A 14,243-nucleotide genomic window follows, 5' to 3' on the forward strand; every position below is an offset into this window, starting at 1 on the left:
TATCTCCTTAAGCTGCGATACTTACGACTTTTACACGTGTAAATTGTCTTCTAAAGCCGCGTTTTAGTTTTGAGTCTTTACGTCTGCGTTTTTTGTAGATAACTACTTTTTTGTCTTTGCCTTCATTAACGATCTCAAGAACAACTTTTGCACCCTTAACAAATGGCGCACCTACCTTTACTTCGCCGTCGTTTACAGCTAAAACTTCTGTAATCTCAACGGTTGATTTAGCTTCAGCGCTAAAGTGATCTAGCTTAAGGAATTCGCCTTCGCTAACACGATATTGCTTACCGCCATGCTTAAATATAGCGTATTTTGACATACTCTACCTTTCTAAAATTTGGTAAGACCAAAAAGCACTTTTTTGCAAAAGATTTATGGAGCTTTATTGGTTGTAAAGTGTGAATATTAGCCAAAAGTTTATAAATTCTACTTTAATGCCCCTGATCTTATGATCTCATCAGCTAAATTTCTTATCATAGAGCTATGATCTAAGAAAAATGTTTTGTCACTTGGCAAATGTGGCTGATATACTAGCGTTTTAGCTACTGGCGCACTTAAGATCACATTTATCAGCTCAAGCTCAGGTGGAAAAGTAAAATAAAGTTTTGGCTTAGGAATTTCATTTTGAAAGAGCCTTTTTGCGTAAAATTTACTGAAATTTTCATTTTTTGGTAGTTTTATCTCTTTAAAAAGCTCAAATGGCAAAAAGTAGCGCGCTAAGGCATGAAGTCCGTGTGCAAAAATGTAAAGTCGTTTTTCAAATTTAGGCGCATCTGTCCTGCCAAAAGTAGAGCAAAATTTCTGCAAATGCTCGCTCATAGCAGCCACATCTTTTTCATGCAGAGCTAGCACAAACTTAACCGCTTCTCTTTCGTTTGCTGGCTTTTTAGACTCTGCAAAGGTGCGAGCTTTTTCTAGGGCTGGGACAAGTAAATTTTCATCTTGCCAAAGCATCGCCGTGAGCAGATCATGCATGACACATAGAAATTTATAGCCGTTTTTGCTAGGTGGCAGGCCTTTTGGAAAGATGCTTGCCATACTAGCTGTGTTGCCACAAGCGATAGCAAAAAATGCCGGTATGAGCTTCTCGCACTGATCATATCCACCGCTGCATCCTGGGAGTAAATTTAGCTTAGCGTATTGAAAGATGAGATCATTTAGTGCCTCGGCGTCGCCATCAGCTAGGCACTTTTCAAGGCAAAAGTCGTAGCATCTAGCTCTTGAAAAAGAGAGTAATCGTATGAGCTCACATAAAAAGTCGTATTCGTTTAAATTTTTCTCTTTTATCTCGGTGTAAATCATCGCATACTCGTCTAAAAGTAGCTCTTCGTCGCTTTTTGGCGGTTTTTTGGCTCTAAAAATGTTAAATAAGCCTTCTAAAAATGACATTTTGCGTCTCCTTATTTTTGCTAATTTTAGCCAAAAACGCCTAAAATGGCTTAGTTTTTTTGAATTGTAAAATTTAAATTTAGCGGATAGTTTAACCGTATTTTGGCTATAATCGCCCAAATTTAAGCGAGCTTAGGACAAAGATGGCAGGCGAAGATCAGGAAAAAACCGAAGAAGCGACCCCCAAAAAGATAGAAGACGCCAAAAAGGACGGCAACGTCCCAAAAAGCCAGGACCTATCAGGCTTCGTGACCTTAGTCATTGCTATTGGTGTGCTGCTTGCGATGCTAAATTTCATGAAAGATCAGGTCATCTCGCTTTACATCTACTACTCTAAATTTATCGGTCAGCCACTGACTTTGCCAACGGTAAAAATGATCGTTGTAAATACCTTTGGCAGGGCTCTTTTGATGATCCTGCCAGTTTGCATCTGCGTCGCAGTTGCCGGCATAATCGCAAATGTAATGCAGTTTGGCTTTATATTTACCACAAAGCCTATAACGCCAAATTTTGGCAAGATAAATCCGCTAAAAGGGCTAAAAAATTTATTTTCTATGAAAAAGGCGATCGAGAGCGTCAAGATCGTCGTTAAAGTAAGCATCGTCTTTGGAGTTGGATTTTACTTTTTCTTGCAGTTTATAAAAGAACTTCCGCACACGCTCTTTTTTTCTATGTTTGACCAGCTTGCGTGGCTAAAAGAGAAGCTCATCATCCTAGTTAGCGTCATGCTTTTTATACTTTTTGTGATCGGTCTTGCTGACCTGCTTATCGTGCGTTTTCAGTATTTTAAGGACCTTCGCATGAGCAAGCAAGAGATCAAGGACGAGTACAAGCAGATGGAGGGTGATCCGCAGGTTAAGGGCAGGATCCGCCAAGCGCAAATGCGTGCAGCCAAGCGCCGAATGATGCAAAACATCCCACAAGCTGACGTCGTCATCACAAACCCAACTCACTACGCCGTGGCGATCAGATACGACAAAAGCCGCGACGAAGCACCGATAATACTTGCTAAAGGGGTTGATTTCTTAGCGCTTCAGATAAAAAAGGTAGCGGTTGAAAACGGAGTGCAAATTTATGAAAATCCACCTCTTGCAAGGGAGCTTTATAGGGTTTGCGAGGTCGATGATACGATACCAGCGCACCTTTTTAGGGCTGTGGCTGAAGTGCTAAGCTTTGTTTATATGAGTAATAAGCAGAAATTTCAAGATAAACTTTGAAAGCAGTAGGTCAAATTTTTTTATAAAAATGGTAGTAAATTTTGTAGAAAAAAGACAAGCTGCCTTTAAAACAGCTTGTCAGAAACAAAATTTTAGTTAAGATATCCGTAGATATTTGCTAGCACCCAGCCAACAGCACAAGAGCTAAATACACCTATGAAACCAGGTATGATAAAGCTGTGATTGATTACATATTTACCAATGTGTGTTGTGCCTGAGCGGTCAAATTGCACGGCTGCAAGGTCGCTTGGATATGTTGGAAGGATGAAATATCCATAGCAAGCAGTAGCAAACGCGACAATAACGCCTGGGTGAACGCCTATTTGAACAGCGAGTGGCACAAATGTAGCAGCTGCAGCAGCTTGAGAGTTTAGGAATTTTGATATAAGCATACCAACTATGATATACATCCAAGGATATGCTTTCATAACCTCGCCAAGTGAGCCTTTAAGCATATCAATGTGAGAGTGGAACATTGTCTCAGCCATCCAGCTAATGCCGTAAATCGCAACAAGTGCAACCATGCCGCTGTGGAAAATTTCATTTTGACCAATTTTAGCTGCTTTGATGCCTGAGTAGATCATCATGATAGATGCTGCTAAAAGCATGAAAATTTGGATCGTATCAACCATGCCAAGTGGCGCAGTCTTTTTCATAGTATCTTTTACTACTATGTTAGCGTTTGCGATAGTTTCGCTTTTATCACCTGCAGTGATAACAACATCAGCGCCATTTGAAACAATGCTTTGTGTTACCTTGTTGTCCTTATCTAGCACTTGAACGCTTGTAAATTTAGTAGCATCTTTTACTTTATTGTCTTTTACGTTTGAGACGATCTTGCTATCGCCAACCATAGAAACAACTTGTCCGTCTTTAACAGTGATGTTTTTAACTGTTTTTTTATCTACGATTATTTCTATTGATTTACCAGGAACATTGCTTGTCCAGCTTGGGCGAAGTTGTTTGTAATAACCCAAAACCGCAACAACAGCGATTGTAGCTAGGAATATCCACATAACATTCCATTGTTTTTTTGGCAAATGAACACCGATTAATGAATGTGCCTCATCAGAACCATATATATATTTTCTTTGCTCTGGATCAGCTATTTTTGCTTGAAATTCTGGATCTTTATCAAGATCTTTACCTCTAAATACTGAGTAAGTTCCTATGCAAAGTACGCCCAAAAATGTAGAAGGAATGGTAACTTTTAATAGATCAACATAGCTTGTAAAGCCCTCAATATGAACTGTGCCAGTACCAAGAAGAACAGCAACCATAGATACACCAGCAACTGAAACTGGACTTGCGATAATAGCAAGTTGTGATGAGATCGTAGTAGCTGCCATCGGACGTTCTGGACGGATACCACTTTTCATTGATACGTCATATATGATCGGTAAAAGTGTATAAACTGTGTGACCTGTACCACAAAGTACTGTTAGTGTCCAGCCACAAATAGGCGCAAGATAACAAACTGTTTTTGGATGTTTTCTAAGCGCTCTTTCAGCGATCTGAAGCATAACATCAAGACCACCAGCTGCTTGAAGTGTAGCACTTGCTACAACAACTGCAAGAATAGTTAATATAACATCAATAGCAGGCTTACCTGGTTTTAAATCAAATGCAAATACCAAAATAACAAGACCGATGCCACCAAGGACACCAAGTGCCATACCACCTTTTTTTGCTCCGTAGAACAAACAGCCGAGCACGACGATTAATTGTAAGAAAAACTGCGTACTCTCAGACAAACTTGTAAGAAATTCCATGATTTCTCCCTTTTCGAAAATTACGTAAATAGTATATAAATATTAAAATTAAATACTAATTAAAAAAGATATGTAGAATTTAATATTACATTTAATTCTTGTTATCTTATCTATATTTTTGTGAAAAAATTAAATATATTTAAAAGAAAGATTGAGATAAAATCCTAAAAGCAAATAACTAATAGTTAAATTTAAGGAGAGAAGCATGCAAATCCCTATCGCTTATGGCAAAGATGACCATATAAATTTAAAAATAGACGAAAAAAACCTGCTTGGTGTTTTTGATCCAAACAAGGTCGCTAAATTTGACGAAGCAGCGCTTATCGCAAAGGCTTTGGCTAATCCAATAAATCAAAAGAGCTTTGATGAATTTATCGCTGGCGATGAAAAGATCGTTATCATCGTAAATGACGGCACAAGACCTACGCCAACTGCTAAAATTTTAAAGCAAATTTATCCAAAACTTCGCGATAAAAATAAAATTTTCATCATCGCCACTGGCTGTCACAGAGAGGGCACGCTAGATGAATACAATATGATATTTTCTAAAGAAATTTACCCAGAGATCAGAGCTAAAAACGAGGTCCACGACCACGACTCAAAGCACGATGAGATGGTCTTTTTAGGCGAGAGCAAAAACGGCACACAGATGTATCTAAACAAGATCGTGGCTGAAGCTAAGAAGGTGATCGTTATAGGTTCGGTCGAACCCCACTATTTTGCAGGCTACACTGGCGGCAGAAAGGCCTTTTTGCCTGGCACCGCGTCGTATGAGAGCATCACACAAAATCATAAACTAGCACTTAGCGCTGACGCTCAGGCACTTCGCCTTGAGGGCAACCCTGTGCATGAAGATATGATTGATGCGATGAAAGTTCTTTCAAATATCGATGTCTTTTCTATACAGACTGTGCTTGATAGCGAGCATGGCGTCTATTACGCGAGTGCTGGCGATCTAAACGATAGTTTTTATGACTGCGTGAAAAAGGCTGATGAGGTATTTTGCGTAAATATCCCACAAAAAGCTGATATCGTGATCTCGGTAGCGCCTTATCCTATGGATGTCGATCTTTATCAGGCGCAAAAGGCCCTAGATAACGGCAAACTAGCGCTTGCAAAGGATGGAATTTTAATAATGGTCGCAAAATGCCGCACAGGCATCGGCCCAAAACCTTTCTTTGACCTTATGGCATCGGCCGATACGCCAAAAAAAGTGCTAGAAAAGATAAATTCTGGCTTTAAGCTTGGCTATCACAAGGCTGCAAAAATGGCTGAAATTTCGCTTTGGGCGCAGACTTGGGCTGTGACTGATCTAAGCGATGATGAGATGAAAGCTGTGCATTTAAAGCCGTATCACGACCTACAAAAGGCTGTAGATGAGGCGCTAGCTCAAAAAGGCGCGGATGCAAAAATAATCATCTTGCCGTTTGGCTCTATGACCGTGCCTAAGGTGTGAGTTTGGCTAAAATTTTATATTATGACGCGAGCTCTGGCATCAGCGGCGATATGAATTTAGCCGCTTTTGTCGGGCTTGGTGTGGATTTTGGCTATCTTTGCTCTGAGTTAGAGAAACTAAATTTGAGCGGAGAATTTTACTTAGAGCAAAAAAACGTAGTAAAAAATGGCATCGCTGCGACTAAAATAGACGTTGTGCTGCTAAAATCACAGCCTCACGCTAGAAGCTACGCTGATATCAAGCAAATTTTGGCTAGCTCAAATTTGAGCGAGATTTGCAAGAAAAAGGCCACTGCGATATTTCACGTGATCGCTCAGGCTGAGGCAAAAGTACATGCAGTTGGCATCGATGAGGTGCATTTTCACGAGGTTGGAGCGGTTGATAGCATAGTAGATGTCGTTGGAGCGGCGATCTGCTTTGAATATCTATCTAAAAATTTTGGCATTTCTAGGGTCGTCAGCTCAAAGATCGAGCTTGGTGGCGGCGTAGTAAAGTGCGACCACGGACATCTTAATGTCCCAGCGCCAGCGGTTTGTGAAATTTTAAAAGATGTGCCAGTTAGTCTTGGGCGAGCAAATTTTGAGATGACTACGCCAACAGGTGCTGCGATACTAAAAGCATGCGCAGATGAGTTTGTGGATGAGATAAATTTCAAAATAGAAAAAGTAGCTTACGGAGCTGGCGAAAAAAATGCGCCAAATTTTGCAAATGCCCTTCGCGCGATGATCTGCGAGGTGGATGAGAGCCAAAATTTGGTGCAAAAAATGATATCCACAAACATAGACGATATGGATGCGGAAAGCTTTGCCTTTGCGTGTGAAATTTTACGTGAAAATGGCGCGTTAGACGTCTTTAGCCACTCTATCTATATGAAAAAAGGGCGTATCGGCTTTGAGTTAAATGTATTGTGTAAAAGTGAAGATGCAAAAAGGCTAAAAGAGCTTATATTTATGCATACGACGGCCATTGGCGTTCGAGAGATAGATGTCGTAAAAACCGAGCTAAAACGAAAATTTGTAAGTGTTGAGACTAAATTTGGCGATATAAGACTAAAAATTTCAGGCGATGATGAAAAAGCAAAGCCTGAATTTGACGAGTGTAAAAGCGCTGCACTTGCACATAAAACATCGATATTTCAGGTAAAAAAAGAAATTTTTAAAAAGTATGACGAAATTAGAAATTCTAAAAAATGATATAAAAAAGCTAGGAAATTTAGCCGTTGCATTTAGCGGCGGCGTGGATAGCTCACTACTGCTAAAGGTCGCTGCGGACGTGCTTGGCGAAAATGTGCTAGCACTCACGGTAAAATCGCCCTATATGTCTTTGCGCGAGATAGATGAGGCGGTAGAATTTGCTAAATTTTATGGCATCAGGCACGAGATATTTGAGGTGGGTATCGCTGATGAGATAAAGTTCAATCCACAAAATCGCTGTTATCTTTGCAAAAAAGCAGTTTTTTCAAGGCTTATCGCGCGCGCAAACGAGCTTGGATTTACAAATTTGGCTGACGGCACAAATAAGGACGATCTTAGCGAATATCGCCCAGGGCTCAAGGCAAAAGAGGAGCTTGGCGTGCTTTCGCCACTTGTAAATTTACGTAAATTTGAGATCCGCGAGCTCTCACGCGAGCTAAATTTAGCAACGGCAGACAAGCCAAGCTACGCATGCTTGCTAACTCGTTTGCCTCATGAAAAAGAGATAAGCGCAGATGGGCTAAATTTAGTAGAAGCGGCTGAAAATTTACTGATAAAAAGCGGCTACGCAAATGTGCGAGCAAGGCTTTATGATAGAAAAATAAAGCTTCAAATGCCATTTTCTAGCATGCAAAGCTTTTTAAACGATGTGAAATTTAAGTCTATCGTTAAGGAGCTAGTTGCACTTGGCGCGGCAGAGGTGACGCTTGATCTAAAGGGGCTTAGAGAGGATGTTTTGACATGAGCGAGGCTGAAATTTTAGAATTTATCGCTGGTATAAAAAACGGCAAGATGAGCGAGCAAGATGCGCTAAAGTATCTAAAAAACTACCCATTTAACGACATCGGATGCGCCAAGATCGACACTCAGCGTGCTTTGCGAAATGGCACTGGAGAGGTGATATACGGAGCAAATAAAACAGATGATGAAATTTTGCAAATCGCTAGTGCGATCGGCGAAAAAAATGAAAATATCTTAATCACAAGAACAAATGAGAGTGTTTTTAAACGTATTTGTGAGATCTTTCCGCAGGCAAATTTTAACGCTCGTGGTAGGGTGATCAGCGTCAAATTTAAAGAGCCTGCACCCACAAAAAGCTACATCGCGATAGTCTCTGCTGGCACTGCTGATGGCGCAGTCGTGGAGGAGGCCTATGAGACGGCAAAATTTTTAGGCAATGACGCGAGAAAATTTACCGATGTTGGCGTAGCAGGGCTACATAGGCTGGTCGCAAAGCTTGATGAGATACGCGGTGCAAAGGTTGTGATAGCCGTTGCTGGCATGGAGGGTGCTCTAGCTAGCGTGCTAGCTGGACTTGTAAGCTCTCCAGTGATCGCAGTGCCTACTAGCGTGGGATATGGGGCAAATTTTGGCGGAGTCGCGGCGCTGCTAGCTATGCTAAATAGCTGTGCAAATGGCATAAGTGTCGTAAATATCGACAACGGATACGGCGCTGCATATAACGCGAGCCTGATAAATCATCTCTAAATTTTAAATAGAATTTGTAAGGGTAAAATTGAGAGAGGATACGAAAAAAGCAATACTTTCGCCTACGGACGCATCTAGAAGTGAGTATTGTTGGGATGCTAGAATGAACTGGGCGATGACGGGTATTGCTATTTTAGCATTTGAAATTTTTATCGCAATTTACGCCAAAGACGGCTTCATACGCTACTATCTAGGCGATGCGCTAGCCGCAGCGATGCTTTATGCATTTGGGCGAGCCGCGTTCAGGCTACCGCCTAAAATTTTAGCGCTTGCGGCCTTCACTTTCTCGCTAGTTATTGAAATCACACAATATTTTAAGGTACTTGAAATTTTAGGCGTTCAAAATTACGCACTATGGATAATTTTTGGTGGAACATTTGATTGGACGGACATTATATGCTACGCGATAGGCTGCGTTTTAGCTTACGTATCTGAAAATTTCATCGGTAGTAAGCATGCGATCTATAACGAGATACGAATTTTTAGACGTAAAAGATTACCCAAAAATTTTAATGAAATTTTGCAAAGCGGCGACGATGAGAAGATTAAGGCGGTATTTGAAGTTTACGATATAAATGCGACCGACAAAGACGGCAACACGATACTGCATATGCTACATGCAAACAAAGATATCAAGAAAAAAGATCCAAACTCGCCCTATGCGTATGCGGACGCAAATTTAATCGAATGGATTATTATGCAAGGCGGCGACATAAACGCTAAAAATAAAAAGGGTGAGACGCCGCTTAGAAATTTTATGTGGTATGTATATAAAAATTTAAAACCGCATCAAAAGTTAGTAATCGTAGGCAAGCAGGACTATGTCTCTCGGGAATATATAAAACAGGCGGGTGAAGTCGTTAATATCGATTTTGGAATAATGTATAATTATATATACAATCTCCTACCTGAAAAATCGCAAATTTATATTTGGCGTCACTTTGGCAAAAGGTTGGAATACCTATATGTACCCGAGTATCCAACGGATATGGAAAGATACGATCCGCAAGAATACAGCGAATTTACCTATAATTTTTGGATGAAATTCTTAAGACAAAAAGATAGCGTGCAGTATAAAATGATACATGCGGCTACTAATTTATACCGGTACTGGGACTACAACGGGGAATATGGAGGTTGGATTTTATGGGATGGTGAATATACAGATAAAGCCGCCGCCGAAATTAAAAAATATTTTAAGCTAGGCAATAGGCTCGAAGAGCTAAACGATGAAGCGCTTGATAAGATGTTTTATAATTTAAGGACAAGTTGGCATGCTGAAGATGTAGGTAAGCTTAGATACCTATTCGTGCTTTGGTTGCTTAAAAATCCCGAGCCGTTTTTCGAGGACGAAATTTAAAAGGAGAAGCGATGGATAAAGAAAAATCCATAAAAAAGATGACTGGGGTCATGGCAAAATTTGTCGGCTACACGGGCAAAGTGCTGCCTGATGACGTGACTGCGAAGCTACTTGAGCTTAGCGAGCGCGAGACGCAGCCGCTGGCAAAGGAGATCTATAAAACGATGTTTGAAAATCAGCGCCTTGCAAAGGAGCTAAACCGCCCGTCCTGTCAGGATACTGGAGTGATCCAGTTTTTTGTAAGATGTGGCGCAAATTTCCCGCTGATCGGTGAGCTTGAAGAGCTGCTGCGAGAGGCTGTTCTGCAAGCTACTCGTGAAGCTCCGCTTCGTCATAACAGCGTGGAGACATTTGATGAGTATAATACCGGCAAAAACGTCGGCAAGGGCACGCCGAGCGTCTTTTGGGAGATCGTGCCAAATAGCAGCGAGTGCGAGATCCACACATATATGGCTGGTGGCGGCTGTAGTCTGCCTGGCAAAGCGACCGTGCTGATGCCTGGCATGGGCTATGAGGGCGTTGTTAAATTTGTCATGGATATAATGACGAGCTACGGCATAAACGCTTGTCCGCCGCTACTAGTGGGTGTTGGTGTGGGCACTTCGATCGAGGTAGCGTCCTTGCTATCTAAAAAGGCGCTGATGAGGCCTTTGGGCTCTAAAAATCCAAACGAACGAGCCGCACTAACCGAAAAGTTGCTTGAAGATGGCATAAATAAAATCGGTCTTGGTCCTCAAGGCATGAGCGGTGCAAGCTCTGTCATGGGCGTGCATATAGAAAACTGCGCTCGCCACCCAAGCGTCATAGCTGTCGCCGTAAATGTGGGCTGTTGGTCGCACCGTAAAGGGCACATCGTCTGGGATGCAGATCTAAACTTCGACATAAAATCGCACAAGGAGTTCGCGCTATGAGTAAGAAAATTTTAACCACGCCAATAAGCGCCGAGGATCTTTCAAGCATCAAAATCGGCGACGTGATCTATCTGACGGGACACATCGTCACCTGCCGCGACGTGCCGCATAGACGCGTAGTGGAGGAGGGTAGGGAGCTGCCACTAGATATCAAAGGTGGTGCGATCTTGCACGCAGGGCCGATCATCAGAAAAACAGAAGATGGCGGTAAGGAGGGCTTTGAAATGGTCTCGGTTGGGCCTACGACTAGCATGAGGATGGAGAAATTTGAACGAGAATTTATCGCAAAAACTGGCGTGCGTCTCATTGTGGGCAAAGGCGGCATGGGGGAAGGCACGATGAGCGGTTGCAAGGAGTTTGGCGCTATTCACTGCGTATTCCCAGCAGGCTGTGCAGTGGTGGTCGCAACGCAGGTTGAAGAGATCGAGAGTGCGGACTGGACGGAGCTTGGTATGCCTGAGACTCTTTGGAAGTGCCGTGTAAAAGAGTTTGGCCCGTTAATAGTCTCGATAGATGCGCACGGAAACAACCTTTTTGAGCAAAATAAGGTTAAATTTAACGAGAAAAAAGACGAGGCTTTGGCTGAAATTTTACCACAGGTAGGGTTTATAAAGTAGGTAAATTTAGGCTTGATAGCTTATAAATGCGCTTTAAAATTTACGTTAATTTAAAGCGCATTATTTATCGCAGCTTCTAAAATCTCTCTAGTTTTTGCTGTGTGACTGATGGTAAAAAACTATCGCTACTCTCGTTAGCCAAAATTTGCTCTACTTTAACTCGCCCCAGTTTTTCGCGATATTTAGCGATGTTTTAAGCGGCACATTTAACGTGTAAATTTCCTCCATCGTCTTTTGCGTCGCCTTGCCAAATTCCTGTGCAAACTCGTCTTTTACTTCAAAGATCAGCTCGTCGTGGATCTGAAGCAACATACTCGCTTTTTCATCTAAATTTGCTCTAACTTTTACCATAGCCATCTTGACAAGGTCTGCTGCTGAGCCTTGAAAGACCGTATTTACCGCCTCACGCTCAAACATGGCTATTTGCATAGGCGTAGCACTTTTAAAGTCAAAGTAGCGCTTTCTGCCAAGTAGTGTCTGCACAAAGCCGTCGTTTTTAGCTGAGATTTTTATGCTCTCTAAAAACTCTTTGATCGTCGCAAATGCCTTAAAATAGCGCTCTATATACTCTTTTGCCTCGGCTCTTGTGATATTTACTTGATTTGCTAGTTTGCTTGAGCCCATGCCGTAAATGAGGCCAAAATTTATGCTCTTTGCCACGGCTCTATTTTGTCCGTCGCTGCTACCAAATATGCTAATAGCCGTCCTTGCGTGAATATCCTCATCATTTTTAAACGCCTCAAGCAGTGCAGGATCACGGCTAAAGTGAGCTAGCAGTCTAAGCTCGATCTGGCTGTAGTCAAGCCCCACAAAGCTATAGCCTTCGCGCGCCTCAAAGCACTCTCTAACGTCCTTTGCGAGGCTGCCACGAGCTGGGATATTTTGCAAATTTGGATTTTTACTTGAAAGCCTGCCAGTACTCGTGCCAGTTTGTAAAAAGCTCGTGTAAATTCGCGAGCCCTCGTCCTTTTTCGCAAGCGCTAAAAGTGGCTCGCAGTAGGTGCTTTGCAGTTTATATAGCTCTCTGTAAGCTAAAATTTTCTCGATCACTGGGTGGGCATCCGTAAGCTCAGCTAGCACGCTCTCATCGGTGCTATATCCTGTTTTTGTCTTCTTTTTGGTTGGGAGTTTTAGGCGCTCAAAAAGTATGACGCCAAGCTGTTTTACGGAGTTTATGTTGAAATTTTCGCCGCTTAGCTCATAAATTTCGCTTGTTAGCGCCTTTAGTTTGGTGTCGTTTTCAAGGATGAGCTTTTTCATCTTAGCTTCATTTATCTTGATGCCGTTTTGCTCCATGTCAAAGAGCGTGAGGATAAAAGGAAACTCGTGCGTATCGGCAAGGGCTAGTAAATTTTTATCAAGCGTGTTTTGAAAAGTTTTATAAAATTTAAGCGTTATCCAAGCATCCTCGCTTGCGTATTTAGCGGCATTTTCTAGTGGCACATCGCCAAAAGTTTGCCCCTTTTTGACCACATCTTCAAATTTGATCGTGTCGTAGTCATATAGCCTCTTTGCCAGCGCGTCCATGCCCACACTTGAGTTTGGATCGCTAAGCCAAGCAAGTATCATCGTATCTTTAAAATTTGCTGGAGGATTAAGACCAAGGTTGTTTTTCACGATCTCAAAGTCATATTTTAAATTTTGTCCGATCACGCAGCCTTTATAAATTTGCCCTACCGCCCAAGTGGCAAATTTTAGGTCTATTTGCTTTGGCGCGCCTAGGTAGTTGTGAGCTACTGGCACGTAGTATGCGTCCTCGTCGTTAAAGCAAAAGCTAAAACCAACGATCTTTGCGCTCTTGCTATCAACGCCCGTGGTCTCAGTGTCAAAGGCGACGATGGTCTCTGGCGTGACGCTTGAGAGGAGCTTTTCGATGCTTGCCTCATCAAGTAGTAAATTTGCTCTAAAGCCAAGCTTAAATTCAGCATTTTCTTCTTTTTGCAAGCTCTTAAGAAGCCTGTTTAGATCGTATTCTTTTAAAATTTCTGAGATATTTATCAAAGGATTTTGCTCTGGAAATTTAGACTGCTCAAGATCAAGCGAAGTGATCGCGTCATCAAAGAGCGTGGCTAGCTTTTTGCTCAAAAACGCCTCGTCTTTTGCGGCTGCTAGCATATTTTTGGTGCGCTCGTTTCTAAGAAGGGTTAAATTTTCATAAATTCCCTCTAAGCTACCATACTCAGCTAAAAGCTTCTTAGCTCCCACTGCGCCGATACCTTTGACGCCCGGGATGTTATCTGAGCTATCACCTGCGATGGCTAAAAAGTCCCTCACCTGAGCTGGATAGACGCCATACTTTTCAAAGCAGCTAGCGCTATCGTGGTCGATCTTGCTTTGTGGGCTGTAGATGCTCACTTTGCCGTCTTCTATGAGCTGGTAAAGGTCCTTATCATGCGTGACTATTCGCACAAATATATCTTTATCTTTGCAAATTTTAACTGCACTTGCGATGATGTCATCGGCCTCGTAGCCCTCGCGGCTAAGGCTGTAAAGTCCCATTTTTTCTATCATATCTATACAAACTGGCAGCTGCTCTTTTAGCTGTGCTGGCGGCTCACTCCTGTTTGCCTTGTATTCGCCTAAAATTTCGTGGCGCAGGGTCTTGCCCTTGCTATCAAGTGCGAAGATGAGGTAGTCGCTTTGGTACTCATCTTTTAGGCTTGCTATGAAATTTGCAAAGCCACTTATCATGCCACTTGGTTTGCCCTCGCGATTTTTAAGCCCACTCATAGCGTAGTAAAGCCTAAAAAAGAAGCCAAAAGTATCAATAATCGTAAGTGTTTTCATTCTCTATCCTTTTGCACCATTTTATGAAATTTAGGCAAAAATTTGGCTGA

12 protein-coding genes are annotated in these 14,243 nt (G+C 42.0%); 8 read left to right on the plus strand and 4 right to left on the minus strand.

What is annotated here, in order from left to right:
- Positions 1–7: 7 nt before the first annotated feature.
- Positions 8–322: a 50S ribosomal protein L21 gene (gene rplU, locus F3G91_RS04365; protein WP_149700813.1), complete on the minus strand. Its 315-nt coding sequence runs from the start codon at positions 320–322 to the stop codon at positions 8–10.
- 107 nt (positions 323–429) lie between these two features.
- A complete protein-coding gene (locus tag F3G91_RS04370; protein WP_149700814.1) occupies positions 430–1,392 on the minus strand; it encodes a hypothetical protein in 963 nt (320 codons plus the stop codon).
- A gap of 143 nt (positions 1,393–1,535) precedes the next feature.
- On the opposite strand from F3G91_RS04370, the gene flhB reads away from it, so the two are divergent.
- Positions 1,536–2,609 (plus strand): flagellar biosynthesis protein FlhB, encoded by a 1,074-nt coding sequence (gene flhB, locus F3G91_RS04375; protein ID WP_002942594.1) that lies wholly within the window; start codon positions 1,536–1,538, stop codon positions 2,607–2,609.
- A 92-nt stretch (positions 2,610–2,701) separates the two neighbouring features.
- Here flhB and F3G91_RS04380 read toward each other — a convergent pair whose 3' ends face one another.
- Positions 2,702–4,381, minus strand: coding sequence for an anaerobic C4-dicarboxylate transporter (locus F3G91_RS04380; RefSeq protein WP_021084942.1), 1,680 nt, complete (start codon positions 4,379–4,381; stop codon positions 2,702–2,704).
- Between the two features lie 205 nt (positions 4,382–4,586).
- On the opposite strand from F3G91_RS04380, the gene F3G91_RS04385 reads away from it, so the two are divergent.
- From F3G91_RS04385 to ttdB, 7 genes are read left to right on the plus strand one after another with little or no spacing between them, the layout of a single operon-like run.
- Positions 4,587–5,837, plus strand: a complete 1,251-nt coding sequence (locus F3G91_RS04385) for a lactate racemase domain-containing protein (protein WP_103650554.1) — start codon at positions 4,587–4,589, stop codon at positions 5,835–5,837.
- Between the two features lie 2 nt (positions 5,838–5,839).
- A complete protein-coding gene (larC, locus tag F3G91_RS04390) occupies positions 5,840–7,030 on the plus strand; it encodes a nickel pincer cofactor biosynthesis protein LarC (protein WP_149700815.1) in 1,191 nt (396 codons plus the stop codon).
- Complete coding sequence (larE, locus tag F3G91_RS04395) at positions 7,002–7,775, plus strand: ATP-dependent sacrificial sulfur transferase LarE (protein WP_149700816.1); 774 nt, start codon at positions 7,002–7,004, stop codon at positions 7,773–7,775. The genes larC and larE overlap by 29 nt, the downstream gene beginning before the upstream one ends.
- Positions 7,772–8,518: a nickel pincer cofactor biosynthesis protein LarB gene (larB, locus tag F3G91_RS04400; protein WP_149700817.1), complete on the plus strand. Its 747-nt coding sequence runs from the start codon at positions 7,772–7,774 to the stop codon at positions 8,516–8,518. The genes larE and larB overlap by 4 nt, the downstream gene beginning before the upstream one ends.
- A gap of 28 nt (positions 8,519–8,546) precedes the next feature.
- Entirely contained in the window at positions 8,547–9,878 is a 1,332-nt protein-coding gene (locus tag F3G91_RS04405) for a ribosomal maturation YjgA family protein (RefSeq protein ID WP_223227812.1), read from the plus strand.
- Positions 9,879–9,889: 11 nt separating this feature from the next.
- Positions 9,890–10,789, plus strand: a complete 900-nt coding sequence (gene ttdA, locus F3G91_RS04410) for a L(+)-tartrate dehydratase subunit alpha (protein WP_149700818.1) — start codon at positions 9,890–9,892, stop codon at positions 10,787–10,789.
- Positions 10,786–11,406, plus strand: coding sequence for a L(+)-tartrate dehydratase subunit beta (gene ttdB / locus F3G91_RS04415; RefSeq protein ID WP_149700819.1), 621 nt, complete (start codon positions 10,786–10,788; stop codon positions 11,404–11,406). Before ttdA ends, ttdB begins: the two co-directional genes overlap by 4 nt.
- A 150-nt stretch (positions 11,407–11,556) precedes the next feature.
- On the opposite strand, the gene polA is transcribed toward ttdB, so the two are convergent.
- Positions 11,557–14,193, minus strand: a complete 2,637-nt coding sequence (polA, locus tag F3G91_RS04420) for a DNA polymerase I (protein WP_149700820.1) — start codon at positions 14,191–14,193, stop codon at positions 11,557–11,559.
- Between the last annotated feature and the right edge of the window lie 50 nt (positions 14,194–14,243).

This window comes from Campylobacter concisus, assembly GCF_902460715.1.
GTDB lineage: Bacteria > Campylobacterota > Campylobacteria > Campylobacterales > Campylobacteraceae > Campylobacter_A > Campylobacter_A concisus_AK.

Bases quoted from the DNA above. Each gene is read 5' to 3' on its own strand.
- rplU (WP_149700813.1), bottom strand. From the start codon at position 322: ATGTCAAAATACGCTATATTTAAGCATGGCGGTAAGCAATATCGTGTT.
- F3G91_RS04370 (WP_149700814.1), bottom strand. From the start codon at position 1,392: ATGTCATTTTTAGAAGGCTTATTTAACATTTTTAGAGCCAAAAAACCG.
- flhB (WP_002942594.1), top strand. From the start codon at position 1,536: ATGGCAGGCGAAGATCAGGAAAAAACCGAAGAAGCGACCCCCAAAAAG.
- F3G91_RS04380 (WP_021084942.1), bottom strand. From the start codon at position 4,381: ATGGAATTTCTTACAAGTTTGTCTGAGAGTACGCAGTTTTTCTTACAA.
- F3G91_RS04385 (WP_103650554.1), top strand. From the start codon at position 4,587: ATGCAAATCCCTATCGCTTATGGCAAAGATGACCATATAAATTTAAAA.
- larE (WP_149700816.1), top strand. From the start codon at position 7,002: ATGACGAAATTAGAAATTCTAAAAAATGATATAAAAAAGCTAGGAAAT.
- larB (WP_149700817.1), top strand. From the start codon at position 7,772: ATGAGCGAGGCTGAAATTTTAGAATTTATCGCTGGTATAAAAAACGGC.
- ttdA (WP_149700818.1), top strand. From the start codon at position 9,890: ATGGATAAAGAAAAATCCATAAAAAAGATGACTGGGGTCATGGCAAAA.
- ttdB (WP_149700819.1), top strand. From the start codon at position 10,786: ATGAGTAAGAAAATTTTAACCACGCCAATAAGCGCCGAGGATCTTTCA.
- polA (WP_149700820.1), bottom strand. From the start codon at position 14,193: ATGAAAACACTTACGATTATTGATACTTTTGGCTTCTTTTTTAGGCTT.